At 69.6% G+C, this 15,160-nt stretch carries 16 protein-coding genes; all 16 read left to right on the top strand.

Annotation, left to right across the window (positions count from 1 at the left end; translation table 11 throughout):
* Positions 1 to 125: 125 nt before the first annotated feature.
* The 16 genes from D9V41_RS00305 (at position 126) to D9V41_RS00230 (ending at position 15,142) form a co-directional block, all read left to right on the top strand.
* Complete coding sequence (locus tag D9V41_RS00305) at positions 126 to 1,172, top strand: TRAP transporter substrate-binding protein (protein ID WP_166375839.1); 1,047 nt, start codon at positions 126 to 128, stop codon at positions 1,170 to 1,172.
* The gene (locus tag D9V41_RS00300) at positions 1,165 to 1,728 is read left to right on the top strand and encodes a TRAP transporter small permease (RefSeq protein ID WP_166375838.1); all 564 of its coding nucleotides are present in this window, start codon (positions 1,165 to 1,167) and stop codon (positions 1,726 to 1,728) included. Before D9V41_RS00305 ends, D9V41_RS00300 begins: the two co-directional genes overlap by 8 nt.
* A complete protein-coding gene (locus tag D9V41_RS00295; protein ID WP_121792546.1) occupies positions 1,728 to 2,999 on the top strand; it encodes a TRAP transporter large permease in 1,272 nt (423 codons plus the stop codon). The genes D9V41_RS00300 and D9V41_RS00295 overlap by 1 nt, the downstream gene beginning before the upstream one ends.
* A 7-nt stretch (positions 3,000 to 3,006) precedes the next feature.
* Positions 3,007 to 3,825, top strand: a complete 819-nt coding sequence (locus D9V41_RS00290) for an IclR family transcriptional regulator (RefSeq protein WP_121792545.1) — start codon at positions 3,007 to 3,009, stop codon at positions 3,823 to 3,825.
* Positions 3,822 to 4,574: an SDR family NAD(P)-dependent oxidoreductase gene (locus D9V41_RS00285; protein ID WP_121792544.1), complete on the top strand. Its 753-nt coding sequence runs from the start codon at positions 3,822 to 3,824 to the stop codon at positions 4,572 to 4,574. The genes D9V41_RS00290 and D9V41_RS00285 overlap by 4 nt, the downstream gene beginning before the upstream one ends.
* A gap of 46 nt (positions 4,575 to 4,620) precedes the next feature.
* Positions 4,621 to 5,355, top strand: coding sequence for an SDR family NAD(P)-dependent oxidoreductase (locus D9V41_RS00280; protein WP_208006667.1), 735 nt, complete (start codon positions 4,621 to 4,623; stop codon positions 5,353 to 5,355).
* 18 nt (positions 5,356 to 5,373) lie between these two features.
* Complete coding sequence (locus D9V41_RS00275) at positions 5,374 to 5,895, top strand: type II 3-dehydroquinate dehydratase (RefSeq protein WP_121792542.1); 522 nt, start codon at positions 5,374 to 5,376, stop codon at positions 5,893 to 5,895.
* An 18-nt stretch (positions 5,896 to 5,913) separates the two neighbouring features.
* Entirely contained in the window at positions 5,914 to 6,642 is a 729-nt protein-coding gene (locus D9V41_RS00270; RefSeq protein WP_133434063.1) for an alpha/beta fold hydrolase, read from the top strand.
* A 13-nt stretch (positions 6,643 to 6,655) separates the two neighbouring features.
* Positions 6,656 to 7,060: a Zn-ribbon domain-containing OB-fold protein gene (locus D9V41_RS00265; protein ID WP_166375837.1), complete on the top strand. Its 405-nt coding sequence runs from the start codon at positions 6,656 to 6,658 to the stop codon at positions 7,058 to 7,060.
* On the top strand, positions 7,057 to 8,211 hold the full coding sequence (locus D9V41_RS00260) for a thiolase family protein (protein WP_208006666.1): 1,155 nt from the start codon (positions 7,057 to 7,059) through the stop codon (positions 8,209 to 8,211). The genes D9V41_RS00265 and D9V41_RS00260 overlap by 4 nt, the downstream gene beginning before the upstream one ends.
* On the top strand, positions 8,208 to 9,467 hold the full coding sequence (locus tag D9V41_RS00255) for a CaiB/BaiF CoA transferase family protein (protein WP_121792539.1): 1,260 nt from the start codon (positions 8,208 to 8,210) through the stop codon (positions 9,465 to 9,467). The genes D9V41_RS00260 and D9V41_RS00255 overlap by 4 nt, the downstream gene beginning before the upstream one ends.
* On the top strand, positions 9,464 to 10,231 hold the full coding sequence (locus D9V41_RS00250) for an alpha/beta fold hydrolase (RefSeq protein ID WP_121792538.1): 768 nt from the start codon (positions 9,464 to 9,466) through the stop codon (positions 10,229 to 10,231). The genes D9V41_RS00255 and D9V41_RS00250 overlap by 4 nt, the downstream gene beginning before the upstream one ends.
* 63 nt (positions 10,232 to 10,294) lie before the next feature.
* The gene (locus tag D9V41_RS00245; RefSeq protein WP_166375836.1) at positions 10,295 to 10,987 is read left to right on the top strand and encodes an HAD family hydrolase; all 693 of its coding nucleotides are present in this window, start codon (positions 10,295 to 10,297) and stop codon (positions 10,985 to 10,987) included.
* Positions 10,988 to 11,097: 110 nt separating this feature from the next.
* Entirely contained in the window at positions 11,098 to 12,525 is a 1,428-nt protein-coding gene (locus tag D9V41_RS00240) for an FGGY family carbohydrate kinase (protein ID WP_121792536.1), read from the top strand.
* Positions 12,522 to 13,904 (top strand): NAD(P)/FAD-dependent oxidoreductase, encoded by a 1,383-nt coding sequence (locus tag D9V41_RS00235; RefSeq protein ID WP_121792535.1) that lies wholly within the window; start codon positions 12,522 to 12,524, stop codon positions 13,902 to 13,904. The genes D9V41_RS00240 and D9V41_RS00235 overlap by 4 nt, the downstream gene beginning before the upstream one ends.
* Positions 13,901 to 15,142: an NAD(P)/FAD-dependent oxidoreductase gene (locus tag D9V41_RS00230; RefSeq protein ID WP_121792534.1), complete on the top strand. Its 1,242-nt coding sequence runs from the start codon at positions 13,901 to 13,903 to the stop codon at positions 15,140 to 15,142. The genes D9V41_RS00235 and D9V41_RS00230 overlap by 4 nt, the downstream gene beginning before the upstream one ends.
* The last annotated feature ends 18 nt before the right edge of the window (positions 15,143 to 15,160 follow it).

The raw sequence follows: 15,160 nt of genomic DNA, 5'->3' as shown, positions 1-15,160 counted from the left end.
CAGGGCGAATGTGACCTGGCGCTCGTTGTGCGACCCCCCTGTGCTCGTCGTCACAACGTCATGTGCGTAGTATCTCTCACGAAATAGAACGTGATTCCGGTCACCGGAATATGAGAGGTAGAGGCATGACGACAACCCCCCGACGGGCAGCCCTGGCGATCTCGGCCGTGGCTTCCGCAGCCCTCGTTTCCGCGTGCAGCTTCGGCAGCGGCGCCGATTCGGACGGCCCCGTCACCTTGAAGCTGGCCCACGTCTTCCCCGAAGCGTCCGCGGTGCACACCGCGGCCACCACGCTCGCCGAGCGTGCTCCGGACGTCACCGACGGCCGAGTCAACTTCGACGTGTACCCCGGCAGCCAGCTCGGCGGCGATGAGGAACTCGGCGCTGGGCTCGCGAGCGGCGACGTGGAGTGCGCCTTCTTCGCGGCGACGGCCTCGGGTCTCGACGACCGTCTGCAACTGTCGCTGCTGCCCTTCATCGCGACGACCTACGACGGCGTCGATGAGGTCTTCTTCGACGAGGACGGAGTCATCCAGACCAATGAGCGCGACGTGCTCGCGGAGACCGGGATCACCGCGCTCGGCTTCTACGAGAACGACTTCCGCGGCCTGACCAACAACGTGCGTCCGATCCAGACCCCCGAGGACATGGCCGGACTCAGCTTCCGGGTTCCGGGTCTCTCGATGTACACGGACCTGTTCGAGGCCTGGGGTGCTAACCCGGTCGCCATTCCCTTCCCGGAGCTCTACACGGCGCTCCAGCAGGGCACGGTCGACGGTCAGGACAACGGCATCGTGCTGACCTACAACTCGCGCTACCAGGAGGTGCAGAAGCACCTGACGCTGACCCGTCACGCCTACGGCATGGGCAACATCTCCTGCAACACCGACGTGTGGGAATCGCTCTCCGAGGACGACCAGGACGCGCTCCGTGAGGTCATCGACGACATCACTGCGGACACGACGCAGCAGGTTCGCGACTCGGTCGCCGACCGGCTGGCCGAACTCAAGGAGAGCGGCATGGAGGTCGTGGAGCTCGACGACGCACAGCGTGCGGCGTTCGCGGGCATCAAGGACGAGGTCTGGACGAGCCAGGAGTCGGTCTTCGGTGCCGACGTCATGGAGCAGCTTCGCGAGGAGTCGGAGGCTGCCGCGGAGGCCACGAGTGAGTGACCAGGCGTCTCGCCGGGTTCCGGTCCTGGACGCCGCCGTCAACGGGTTGGACCGCGTCCTCCGCGTCCTCCTGACGGTGGCGTTCGGGGCCATCCTCGTGGTGACACTCGTCCAGATCGCCGGACGCAACGGGCTGCTCAGCACCATGACCGGCGCCGACGAGATCGCCCGCTATCTCATGGTGGTCACGACGTTCCTGGCGATCCCGGTCCTGACGAAGGGCCGGCTGCACATCGCCGTGGACGCGTTGTCCCACTATCTCCCGGCCGGTGTGCCGCAGGTGTGGCTGCACCGCGTCATCTTCGCGATCGAGGGAGCGTTCTACCTCTTCTTCGCCAACTTCGCCGTGCTCGTCGTGGGCAACTATCAACGCACCGGACAGACCTCGGCTGAGCTCTCGATCCCGCTGAGCTGGCCGATGCTGGCGATCGTCACCGGAGCCGTTCTCGGTGGTTTGGTGAGCCTGGCGCTCCTGGTGCGGACCTTCCTGCGCGCCGAGGAGTACGCCGACAAATCGCGCCAGGGCTTCCCCGGTGCTGAGAGGACTGATGGCTGATGCCGATCGCAGCATTCGTCGTTCTGGCGCTCATCGTGCTGGGAGTCGCTGTCGCCGTCGCGTTCGGCATGGGTGCGCTGATCTTCTTCATGCTGCTCGGCGGAAACCCCGGCCAGGTGCCGTCGGTGGCCTTCCGCACCCTGGACTCCTTCACCTTCCTGGCCATCCCGTTCTTCCTGCTGGCCGGCGCGATCATGCAGTCCGGCGGCGTCTCCAAGCGGCTGATCGAGTTCGTCGGGCTCATCGCCGGGCGGTTCAAGGGCGGCCTCGGGGCGACCATGATCGGCGCCTGCGCCCTGTTCGGGTCGATCTCCGGGTCGTCGGTGGCCACGGTCTCGGCGATCGGGCGCATCATGTCCGGCGAGATGGCCGAGCGCGGCTACCCGAAGAAGTACCTCGCATCACTCGTGGCCGTGTCCGGAATCATCGGCATCCTGATTCCGCCCAGCGTCCCGATCATCGTGTATGCCGTGGCGGCCGGGGTCTCGATCGCCGACATGTTCCTGGCCGGCGCCGTCATCGGCATCCTGCTGACGGTGGTTCTCGTCACCTTCAACTTCGTGTGGGCACGCGGCCGCGACCTCGACGACCTCGGCGCTCGGCTGAACTCCACGCAGCAGCGCCGCACGGCGCGGCGCATCGGCGGGGCGGTGCCGGCGCTGATCATGCCGGTGATCATCCTGGGCGGCATCTACTCCGGCATCTTCACGCCGACCGAGTCGGGCGCCGTGGCGTGCGCGTACGGACTGTTCGTCGGGCTTCTCGTCTACCGCGAGCTGAAGCCGTCCGGCGTGGGCGGGACCGTCCTCAACGGTCTGCTGGCGACCGCTCCGATCCTCCTGATCATCGCGATGGGCGGCGCCTTCGCGCGGGCCGTGGTCGTCTCCGGTGTTCCGCAGGCGCTCGCCGACACGATCGGCGGTTGGGGCGTCCCCGCCTGGGTGTTGCTCATCGTGCTCAACCTGATGCTCTTCGTCGTCGGGATGTTCATCGAGGAGAACACCGCCATCGTGATCCTGGTGCCGCTGCTGCTCCCGCTGACCGCGGCGTACGGCATCGACCCGGTGCAGTTCGGGATCATCATGGTGCTGAACCTCGGCATGGGGCTGGCGACTCCGCCCTTCGCGCCCAACCTCTTCGTGGCGGCGAACGCGACGGCGACACCCTTCCACACGATGGTGCTCCCCGCGCTCCGGCTGCTCGTCACGTGTGTCCTTCCCGTGCTCGTGGTCGTGAACGTCGTTCCGGCCCTGACGACCTTCATGAGGTGATGACGCCATGACCGATACCGCGCGCGCTCCTCGCGTAGGGGGCGACGGAACCGTCGCCCGAGCCATGCGACTGCTCAGCGCCGTCGTCGACGCCGAGGGCCCGGCGAGCGTCAATGCGCTGGCCGACGCCTCTGCGCTTCCGGCCTCGACGACCCACCGGCTGCTGGGGCTGCTGGTCGACGTGGGCATGGTGACGCACGATCCTCAGCTGCGGTCGTACAGCGTGGGCCCGGAGACCTATCGCCTCGCCGCTCGCACGCTGCAGACCGTGGACCTGCCGGGCATCCTCCAGCCGGTGCTGGACCGCCTCGCCGGCACGTTCGGGGAGACCGTGATCTTCGGGCTGTACTCGCCGGCGACGTCCACGCTCTCGTTCGCCGGCCGCGCCGACGGCGACCACGTCCTGCAGTACCGGATCGAGCTCAACACGCCCACGTCGGTGCTGTGGGGAGCCTCGGGAAAGGCGGTAGCGGCGTTCCTTCCCGATGAGGAGCTGGCGGCCGCCTACGAGCGGGAATCGAGGGGAACCGGAGGCGGCCGCTCGAACGGCGGCTCCGAGCTCCCGGCCCTCGAGCGGTTGCGCGAGGACCTGGCGGTCGTTCGCGAGCAGGGCTATGTGGAATCGCAGGGGGAGAAGCTCCCCGGTGCGCGCGGGATCGCGGTTCCGGTCGTCGGACCGCGCGGCGTCGTCGGTTCCCTCACGCTGACACATCCGCAGAACCGAGCTCCGGCCGGGGACGCCGAGAGCATCGTGGCCGCGTTGCAGGACGGGGCCGAAGAGATCGCCCGGTACTTCGGGGCGACCGGAAAGGCGGTATCCCGATGAGCGACCACAAGAATCGCGTCGTCCTGGTGACCGGGGGCGCTGCCGGTATCGGACATGCCTGCGCCACCGCGTTCGCCGAGGCCGAGGCTCGCGTGCACGTGCTCGACCGGGCAGAACCGGAGCAGCCGGTGCCGGGGGTGCGTTACCACCGGGCCGATCTTCGCGATCAGCAGAGCGTCGACGCGGCCGTCGAGCAGATCGAGGCGGCCGAGGGTCGCCTCGACGTCCTCGTCAACAACGCGGGCGTCAGCTTCGTGGGCGGGGTCGAGGACGGGAGCGAAGACCAGTGGCATGCCCTGTGGGACCTCAACGTGCTCGGCTACGTCAGGGCCACGCGCGCTGCGTTGCCCCTGCTCCGCCGTTCCGAGGCCGCGGCGATCGTCAACATGTCGTCGTGTACGGCGGCTTCGGGATTCCGCGAACGTGCGCTGTACTCCGCGACCAAGGGGGCCATCGAGTCGATGACCCGGTCCATGGCCGCGGACCTCGTGGCCGAGGACATCTGCGTCAACGCGGTGAACCCGGGAACGGTCGACACGCCCTTCATGGCCGAGCTGGCCTCCCGTGCGGACGATCCCGAGCAGCGGCGTCGCGAGTTCGACGAACGTCAGCCGACCGGCCGCATGGTGCGCCCCCGCGAGGTCGCGCTGGCGGCCCTCTATCTGGCCCATCCCGCGATGCGATCGAGCATCGGAACCGTCGTCACCGTCGACGGTGGGATCGCCGCACTTCATCTGACTCGAGCCTGAGTCGACAACGAAAGGGAATGTGAGAGTGGAACCAACGAGCAGGGTCGTGCTGATCACCGGGGCGGGCCAGGGCATCGGACGCAAGTTCGCGCATGCGTTCGCCGAGCAGGGCGACCGTGTCGTCGTGGCCGACATCAACGCCGCCGCCGCGGAGCAGGCCGCCGAGGAGATCCGGGCCGCCGGCAGCGAGGCGCTCGGCGTCGCGGCCGACGTCAGCGACAAGGCCGGGGTCGAGGCGATGGTGCAGCGCACGGTCGAGGAGTTCGGCACGGTGCACGTGCTGGTGAACAACGCGGCCATGTTCTCGTCCCTCACGATGAAGCCGTTCGAGGAACTCACGGTGGAGGAGTGGGACACCATCTTCGCGGTCAACGCGAGGGGCGTCTTCCTGTGCTGCCAGGCCGTCGCGCCGCACATGAAGGAGCAGCGTTTCGGCCGCATCATCAACATCTCGTCGAGCGTCGTCGTGACCGGCCGCGCGAACTACGCCCACTACGTGGCCTCGAAGGGCGCCGTGCAGGCGTTCAACAAGTCGCTCGCCACCGAGCTGGGCTCCTTCGACGTGACGGCCAACGTGGTGAGCCCGCACGGCATCGTCACCGAGGTGCCGCGCGACACCATCACCGAGGACCAGTGGGACTCGATCATCGCGGGCCACGCGATCAAGCGGAAGGGCACGCCGGAGGACGTCGTCGCAGCCGTGCGCTTCTTCGCCTCGAACGAGGCCGGCTACATCACCGGGCAGTCGCTGCTCGTCGATGCCGGCCTTCGCTACACCTGAGAACGAAAGGACCATTCCATGACGTCACGAACGGTGGAACGCCGCGGAGACCGCCGGCACCGCATCGCACTCATCGACGGCCCGAACATGTCGAGCCTCGGGCGCCGCAGCAAGCAGGTGTACGGCGAGATCAACTCGTTGGCCGACCTGCAGCGCTACGTCGTCGAGTACGGCGAGGCGCTCGGCGTGGAGATCGAGACCTTCGATTCGAACCACGAGGGCTACATCCTCGAGTACATCCACGAGTCGGCCGACCGCGTCGATGCGTACATCATCAACCCGGCGGGCCTGACCACGAAGGGCGAAGGCGTGCGCCACGCGCTGGAGGACACCGGGCTTCCGACGGTCGAGGTGCATTTCTCCAATATCCAGGCGGCAGCCGGGTCGTCGCGGGGCCTCGGGGGCGGGAGCATCTCCTCGAGCTTCACGCACACGGCGACGGGTATGTGCATGGGCCTGCGCCAGTACAGCTATGTGGGTGCCCTGACGGCGCTCGTGCACGCGCTGGACGACCAGGGATTCCTGGCGCCGAACGCCTGATCCGACAGGACTCGCATCGTGCCTCGCTACCCCGTGATCGCGCTTCACTCGTTGTTCTTCGACGGGTCGATGTTCGATGACGTCGCCGCGCTGACCGGTCGGCCGATCATCGCTCCCGACCATCGCGGCCAGGGATCCCGACGCGACGAGGCGGCCGTCGGCGTGGACACCCTCGCCGACGACGTCTGCGCGCTGGTGGAGGACCTCGAGGGGCCCGTCCATCTGGTGGGCTCGTCCATGGGGGCGTACGTCGCCATGGTGGCGGCCGCGCGATTGGGAGAACGGGTTCGGACCTGCACGCTCTCGGCGGCGACCGCCGATGCCGAGCAGCGTCCGGAGGTCTTCGCCGCGTTGGTGGCTGAACTGCGCGACCCGGGCCCTGCCGCGCGGGTCGATCTCATCACCCGCACGATGTTCGGCGCCGCGTTTCTCGAGCCGGGCGGCGACCGGTACCGGCGCTGGCGGGAGCACTTCGCGCGACTCGACCCGGCCGTCGCGGATGCCGCGGAGCTGGTCTTCGCGCGGCGCAGCCTCTGGGAGGACGTGCGGGCGGTCACCGCACCGTTGCTGCTCCTCGCCGGAGGACTCGACCGCGCGAAGTCGCCCGCGGACATGCAGCGGATCAGCGACGAGGTCGGGTGTCCACCGCCCCTCGTGTTCAGCAACTCCGGGCACACGCCCTTCGTCGAGCAACCGCGCGAGGTGGCCGAGGCGCTCGCGTCGTTCTGGACGACTTATGAAGAATGAAAGGAACGTAGTGATGACCGACCAGGAGTCAGTCCTGCTGCCGGTGGCCGACACCGCCGGCGACGACCGACCCGTCGTGACCGAGACCGGCGGCCTGCGCGGCGGACGTTGTCAGTCGTGCGGGGCCGGCAGTTTCCCGCGCGCGTACATCTGCCCGAGCTGCAACAACACCACGATCGAGGAGGCGGAGCTGCCGGGCGAGGGAAGCCTCTACACCTGGACGACCGTCCACATCTCCCCGACGTTCCCGACGCCGTACACCCTCGGCTACATCGACCTGAGCGACGGTCTGCGCCTGCTCGCGCAGGTGCTGGCCCCGCAGGAGCAGCTCCGTTGCGATCTGCCGGTGCGCCTCGTCAGCAGCGACCAGAGCCCCACCGGCTGGGGATTCGTGCCCGTGGAAGGAGCCACCGCGTGATTCAGGAGACCGCAGCCTCGGTGATCGGCGGGGCCATGATCAAGATGGGCAAGCACCGCGAGTCGTCGTACTCCGGGCTCGCCGCTCCGGCCGCGCTCGGCGCTCTGCGCGACGCCGGGATCACGAAGGACGACGTCGGAGCGGTGTTCTGCGGCCATGCCTTCGGCGGCATGCTGACCGGCCAGCGGATCGTCAAGGAGCTGGGCATCGGCGACGTGCCGGTCACCAACGTCGACAACGCCTGCTCCGGTGGGGCGACCGCCGTCCATCTGGCGGTTCGCGCCATCGAGGACGGCCACTGCGACATCGCGCTGGTGATCGGCGTCGACAAGCTGACCCAGTTCGGCGGCGGCACGCTTCCGCTCGTGCAGGAGGACCCCGAGGTTCAGAACGGCATCGTGATGCCGGCCGTGTACGCGATGCGGGCACGACGGTTTCTGCACGAGCGCGATGCGAAGGTCGAGGACTTGGCGGCGGTCAGCGTCAAAGCGCGCCGGCACGGCGCGGCCAATCCGTACGCGCAGTTCCAGTCCGAGGTGACGGTCGAGCAGGTGCTCGACTCGCGGCCGATCGCCGACCCGTTGACGCTCATGCAGTGCTGCCCCACGGGTGACGGTGCGGCAGCGGTCGTGCTGATGTCCGAGCGTGAGCGCAAGCGGCGCGGTGCCCAGGGCATGCGCGCTGCGGCGTCGGTGCTGCACTCCGGTCAGTTCGAGGCCGGCTTCCGGGACATGCTGCGACCGGAGATCTCGTACCACTCGGCGCGCGACGCCTACGAGGCGGCGGGCTTCGGTCCCGAGGACCTCGACGTCGTCGAGTTGCACGACGCGTTCACGATCGCCGAGCTCGTCTACTACGAGGCCCTGGGGTTGTGCGAACCCGGGGAGTCGGTCGGCCTGCTGCGCGACGGCCGCACCACCTACGGCGGCGACGTCGTGGTGAACCCGTCCGGCGGTCTGCTGTCGAAGGGGCATCCCGTGGGCGCGAGCGGGGTCGCCCAGGTCGTCGAGGTGCTGTGGCACCTCACCGACCGCGCGGGCGCCCGGCAGGTGGGCGACGCGCAGCGTGCGCTGACCCACGTCACCGGCGGCGGGATCGCCGGCCTGGATCACGGCGCCTGCACGATCCACCTGTTCGAGAGGACGGCATGACCGAGGACGTACTGGCTCCTCCGCTCGACGGCATTCGGGTCGTCGACCTCACCACGTTCCTGTCCGGGCCGTTCGGGACACAGATGCTCGTCGACCTCGGCGCCGAAGTGATCAAGGTCGAACCGCTGGCGGGTGATTCCAGCCGGTCGATCCCGCCGCACTTCGTCGGCGACGACAGCGCGTACTTCCTCGCGAACAATCGCTCGAAGCGCTCGGTGGCGATCGACCTGAAGGACCCGGACGGGCTCGACGCGGTGCGCAAGCTCATCGCCACTGCCGACGTCGTGGTGGAGAACTTCCGGCCCGGGGTGTGCGAGCGGCTCGGGCTCGACCCGAAGGAACTGCGCGAACGGCAGCCGGAGTTGATCTGGGTGTCGATCAGCGGGTTCGGGCAGGTCGGCCCGTGGAAGGACAAACCTGCGTACGACATGATCGTCCAGGCGCTGTCCGGGGTCATGAGTCTCACCGGCGAACCCGAGCCCGGCCGACCGGCCGTTCGCCTCGGAATCCCGGCGGGCGACCTCGTCGCGGGGATGTTCGCGGCGTTCGGCACCTTGGCCGCCTACATCCGCCGCCTGCGGACCGGGCAGGGTGCCCAGCTCGACGTGTCGATGCTCGACAGCCAACTGGTGATGACCAGCTACCAGGCGGTCTACGCGATGCTCAGCAGCGTGACTCCCGGGCCGCAAGGCGCGCGGCACGACTCCATCCCGACGTACCGGTCGTTCCGGGGCGGCGACGATCGCGAGTTCGTGGTCACCGCCAACACCGAGCGGATGTGGCAGGGGCTGTGCCGCGTCATCGGCCGCACCGAGCTGATCGAGGACGCGCGCTTCGCGACGGCGGGTGACCGGTTGGCCCATCGCGACGAGCTGTGGCCGATCCTGGAGGCGGCCTTCGCCCAGCGCGACGCCGCGACGTGGGTCGAACTCTTGGAGCAGGAGCGGGTCCCCTGCGCGCTGATCAAGACCGTCACCGAGGCACTCGACGACGCTCGCGAGAGCGGCCACGACATGGTGGTGGAACTCGTCGACGACGAGGGACATGCCGTCGAGGTGCTGGGCAACCCGGTCCGCCTGGTCGGTTCGGGGGACTACGAGCCGCAGGGGTATGCCTATCCGCCCAAGTTGGGTGAGCACTCACGCGAGCTGCTCCGTGAAGCGGGTGTCGCCGATTCGACGATCGACGCGATGGAGCAGCGCGGCGCCCTCGGCGTCCGCCCACGTCACCCCGAGCCCGTGGTCCGCGCCGAATGACCACGATCGAGAGCATCAAGCTCGGCGGGATTCCCACGACGGCCCTCATCTGGGGACCGGAGGACGGGGTGCCCGTAGTGGTGGCGCATTCGGCTGGGCTCGACGCCGCTTCGCTGACGTCGTTCGGTACGGCCGCCGCTCAGCGGGGCCACCGCGTCCACGCGATCGATCTACGCGGACACGGCCATTCGGCGGCCCGCCCCGCGCAGGTCACCCTGCGGGGGATGGCCGCGGACGTGCTGGAGGCGGTCGAGCTCTTCGCGCTCGACCGCCCCCGCCTCCTGGGCATCTCGATGGGCGGCGTCGTCGCCGGAATGGCTGCCGCGGCGGACCCGTCCCGGTGGCGGGATCTGGCGGTGCTGTGCTCCCCGGACCGCGGCTATCCGGCCTTCGAATCGCGAGCGGTCGCCTGGCGCGAGGGGATGGCGATGATCGCGCGCGAGACGATCGAGCGATGGTTCACCGAGACGGACCTCGCAGAGCGCCCCTCCCACGTGGTCGAGGCCGAAGCGACCGTACGCGCGATGCATCCGCTCCGTTGGGATGCGGTCTGGCGTGATTTCGCTCAGTTCGAGGGATGGTCCCGTCCCGAGGGGCTGCCGGTCCGGTCTTTCGCCGGCGCCCGCGACGTGTCGACCCCGCCCGCCGTCGTGCAGCGGATCGCCGACGTCCTGGGGGCGGAACTGACCGTGCTTCCCGACGCGCCGCATCAGTTGTTGTACACCCACGTCGACGAAGTTCTCGACGCGTGGGGCGCCGCCTGACACCGACTCCGTACCCTCATCTGCGGGCTATCGGGCCCACGACTGACGACGGAGGCCATTGACGTGCAGGACGACGCGGGCGGCAACGCCCTTTCCCCGCGGCGGGTGGTCTTCGACTTCGACGGGGTCTTCACTTCGGTCGACTCGACGGCCGCCTGGCTGTCGCCCAGGCTCCGGGCGCGACCGCTGCGGGTGCTCAGGTGCCTGCCGTGGCTGGTCGGCTTCGCGACGTCCGGACGGCATCCGCGGCTGAGGACGTGGTTCACCACCCGGCTGATGAACGCCGTGTTCGCCGGTCAGCGCCCCGAACAGCTGGTCGCCGAGTTGCGGCGCTTCGGAGCCGTCGTCGCGATCGATCAGGCCTTCACGCTGCCCGAGGCCCTGGATCAGGTGCGCGCGCACCTCGACCAGGGGGACGCGGTCGCGATCGTCTCGGCCGGGCTCGAGCCGCTGCTCGGCGGGTGGTGCGAGGCGCTCGGTCTCGAGGTGCGCGTGTGTGCATCCGCGCTGCGCGTGCGCGGGCGCGCCCTCGTCCTGGCCGACCACTGCTTCGCGCAGCGGAAGGTCGAGCGGCTCGAAGCGGTCGGCTGGGACGACTGGGACCTCGTGTACACGGACTCGGCCCATGACACCCCGCTCATCGCCCGCGCTCGCGAGACCGTCTTGGTGAATCCCTCGGCGCGCACGCTGCGAGAGGCCCGAGCCCTGGGAGGTCCCGTCCGCTCCGTCACGTGGCGGGTTCACGCCGAGGCTTGACAGCTCCGGCCACCGCAATCCACAATTTCGGGCATCAACGGCTAAGTTCAGGCAGAATCAGTCAGACCGGGTTTCGCACGCTGGACGCCGTGCACGACTAAGGAGCGCAGGTGGCCATCCTCGCCATCGACCAGGGCACGTCGGGTACCAAAGCGATCGTCGTCGACGACGACGGCATCGTCGCGGTGGCCGAGCGTGCGTTGCGACCGCGGTACTTGCCCGGAGGCGGCGTCGAGCAGGACCCCCAGGAGTTGCTGCGATCCGTTCTCGAGAGCGGCCGTGAAGCAGCGCAGAGCGCCGGTCGCCCACTGAGCGCCGTCGCCCTCGCCAATCAGGGCGAGACCGTGCTGGCATGGGACCCCGACTCCGGAACGCCCCTGACCACCGCCGTGTCCTGGCAGGATCGCCGTGCCGAGAGCGTGTGTGCCGAGTTGGCCGAGCACGCCGAGGAGATCCGTGAGCGGACCGCTCTGCAACTCGACCCCTACTTCTCAGCGCCGAAGATGGCGTGGCTGCGACGGAACCTCACCCGCGAAGGCGTCGTCACCACGACCGACACCTGGATCGTCCACCAGCTGACCGGCGAGTTCGTCACCGACACCTCGACCGCGAGCCGTTCGCTGCTCCTCGGCATCGACGAGGTGGCGTGGGACGAGCGGCTGATCGAGCTCTTCGGCCTGACGGGTGAGCGCCTGCCGCGCCTGGTGGCCAGTGACGAGATCGTCGGCACCACCACCGCGTTCGGCGCCGAGATCCCGGTGGCGGGACTCATCGTCGACCAGCAAGCGGCGCTGCTCGCCGAAGGGTGCTTCGACCGGGGGACGGCCAAGTGCACATACGGCACGGGTGCTTTCCTCCTGGTCAACCTGGGCGACCGCGCTGCGCGCTTCGACAACGGTCTCACCACCTCGGTCGCCTGGACGCTGCGCGGCCGCACCAGCTACTGCGCCGACGGTCAGGTCTACACGGCCGCCTCGGCCGTGCGCTGGATGTGCGACCTCGGTCTCATCGAGACCGCCGCCGACCTCGACGTCGTGGCCGCCGATTCTTCCGACGGCGTGCTGTGTGCGCCTTCGTTCGCGGGGCTCGCGGCCCCCTGGTGGCGCCCGGACGCCGGCGCGTTTCTCAGCGGCATGACGCTCTCGACCGGCCGGCCGCAGATCGTGCGGGCCGTGCTGGAGGGCATCAGCGCCCAGGTCGCGGAGCTCGCGGCGCTCAGCGACGAAGAACTCGGCGCACCCTTGGTGCGGCTCCGCGTGGACGGCGGCCTGACCCGAAGCCGCGTCCTCATGCAGAGTCAGGCCGATCTGCTCCAGACGCCGATCGACGTGTACGGCTCCGAGCACGCGACCGCCCTCGGCGCTGCAGCTGCCGCACGGCTCGCGCTCGATCCCGGACTCGACGTGGTCGACGCACCGCTGCCCTGGACGCCGGCTCGCACGTTCACCCCGCAGTGGACCGCGGACGAGAGCGGACGTTTCCGAGCCGAGTGGCGCGCTGCCGTGGACGCCGACCTGACCCGAAGGAGCAAGGCATGACGACCTTCGACATCACGATCATCGGTGCCGGCGTCGTCGGTACGGCGATCGCTCGCGCCCTCAGCCGTCGCGAGCTCTCCGTCGCGCTCGTCGACAGCGCCGCCGACGTCGGCGACGGCACGAGCAAGGCCAACACGGCGATCCTGCACACCGGCTTCGACGCCAAGCCCGGGACGCTCGAATCGCGACTCGTCAGCCGTGGCTACGCGCTGCTGGGCGACTATGCCGCCCAGACCGGCATCCCCCTCGAGCGCACCGGCGCCGTCCTCGTCGCCTGGACCGAGGAAGAGCTGGGCAATCTGCCGGGTCTGCGTGAGAAGGCGATCGAGAACGGGTACGACCGGTGCGAGCTGCTGAGCGCCGAGGAGGTCTACGCCGCGCTGCCGTCGCTCGGCCCGGGCGCGCTCGGCGGGCTCTCGGTCCCCGACGAGTCGATCATCTGCCCGTGGACGCCCTCGATCGCCTACGCGACCGAGGCGGTGCAGAACGGCGCCGCGCTGTTGCTGCGACACGAGGTGCGCGGCGTGGAGGTCGGCCCCGACGAGACGACGGTCCGCACGAGCGGGGGAGACCTCCGCACCCGCTGGGTGATCAACGCCGCCGGTCTCGGCGCCGACGTTCTCGACCGCGAGTTCGGGTACGGCCGGTTCACCGTCACACCGCGCCGGGGCGAGCTCCTCGTCTTCGACAAGCTCGCGAGCAGCCTGCTCGACAAGATCGTGCTGCCGGTGCCGTCCAAGCTCGGCAAGGGCGTCCTGGTCAGTCCGACCGTGTACGGCAACATCATGCTCGGCCCCACGGCCCAAGACCTGGAGGACAAGACCGCCACCAACACCTCCGAGGGCGGCTTCGAGTTCCTGCGAAGCAAGGGCGAGCGGCTCATGCCCCAGCTCTTCGAGGAAGAGGTGACGACGGCCTACGCGGGACTGCGTGCCGCGGTCGACCACGGCGACTACCTCATCGATGCCGATGCGGCGCAGCGTTACGTGCTGGTCGGCGGCATCCGGTCGACCGGTCTCACCTCCTCGATGGCGATCGCCGAGCACGTCGAAGGCCTGCTCCGCGAGGGCGGCGTCCGGCTCGAACCGCGGGTCGAGGTCGTGGACCCGCCGCAGATGCCGATGATCGGCGAACGCTTCCTGCGTCCCTACCAGCGTGAGGACCTCATCGCCGCCGATCCCGAGTACGGCCGGATCGTGTGCTTCTGCGAACGCGTGACCGCCGGCGAGATCCGCGACGCGCTGACCTCGACCGTGCCGGCGGTGGACCGCGGTGGAATCAGCCGACGCACCCGCGCCACCAACGGCCGGTGCCAGGCGTTCTACTGCGGCGCGGCCGTCGACGCCTGTATCGCCACGGTAGGAGAGGAGTCCCGATGACGACCACGATCGTGGCGGACGTCGCCATCATCGGTGGGGGCCCGGCAGGACTGACGGCGGCCACCGAACTCGCGTCCCGCACCTCGGCCGACGTCGTCGTGCTCGAGCGTGAGCACGAGGCGGGTGGCATCCCGCGGCACTCCGATCACCTGGGCTACGGCATCCGCGACAAGCGACGATTCACCACCGGACCTCGCTACGCCCGCCGACTCGTGGACGAGGCGGTCGCGGCCGGAATCGACCTCCGCACCGAGACGATGGTGACCTCCTGGGACGGCACCGACATGCTCGTCACCAGCCCGACGGGCCGGGCCAGGGTCGATGCCACGGCGGTCATCCTCGCCACCGGTGCCCGCGAACGGCCGCGTCCCGCGCGCCAGATCCCCGGCTCGCGACCCGCCGGCGTGTTGACGACGGGCGAACTGCAGAACATCGTCCACCTGCACCACGGGAGCGTGGGGAAGCGGGCCGTCGTGGTCGGCGGTGAACTCGTCTCCTGGTCGGCTGTCATGACCCTGAAGGAGGCCGGCTGCCGCACCGAGGCGCTCGTGACGCGCCATGCCTCTCCCGAGTCGTACGCCGCCTTCAACCTCGGCGGCCGTGCGATGTTCCGGCCGCACCTGGTCACCGGCCACCGCGTCGTGCAGGTCCTCGGCCGCCACCGTGTGGAAGGCGTCGAGGTCGAGGAGATCGCCACCGGACGCCGGGAGGTGCTCGAATGCGACACCGTCGTGTTCACCGGCGACTGGATTCCCGACCACGAGTTGGCCCGGTCCGCCGGCATCACGCTCGACCCGGGGACGCGCGGTCCCCTCGTCGACCCGCTGGGCCGGACCGATCGCGACGGGGTGTTCGCCGCCGGCAACCTCGTCCACCCCGTCGACACCGCCGACGTGGCGGCCCTCGGCGGACAGCACGTCGCCCGATCGGTGGCGCGCTTCCTGACCGGCGAGCACTTGCCGAACGTCTCGGCGGTCCCCGTGGTCGGCGAGGCCCCGTTCTCCTGGGTGACGCCGGGACTCTTCCACCCGCAGTTCGCTCCTCCCGCGCGAGGACGGATCGAGACCTGGGTGGACGAGTTCGTCCGGGTGCCCCGGGTGACTGCGCGCCAGGACGGTCGCGTGATCTCCCGCCGGACGCTGCCGTGGCCGGCATCGCCCGGCCGGGTGTTCCGGATTCCCTGGTCCGTCCTGGCCGGCGCCGACCCGAACGGCGGCCCCATCCACCTCAGCTTGTGACCGGGCGAGCGTCCGATC

Source organism: Aeromicrobium phragmitis, from assembly GCF_003674095.1.
In the GTDB taxonomy this organism is placed as follows: domain Bacteria; phylum Actinomycetota; class Actinomycetes; order Propionibacteriales; family Nocardioidaceae; genus Aeromicrobium; species Aeromicrobium phragmitis.
The sequence above is the reverse complement of the archived record's forward strand: the minus strand, read 5'-3'. Positions and strand labels throughout refer to the sequence as shown.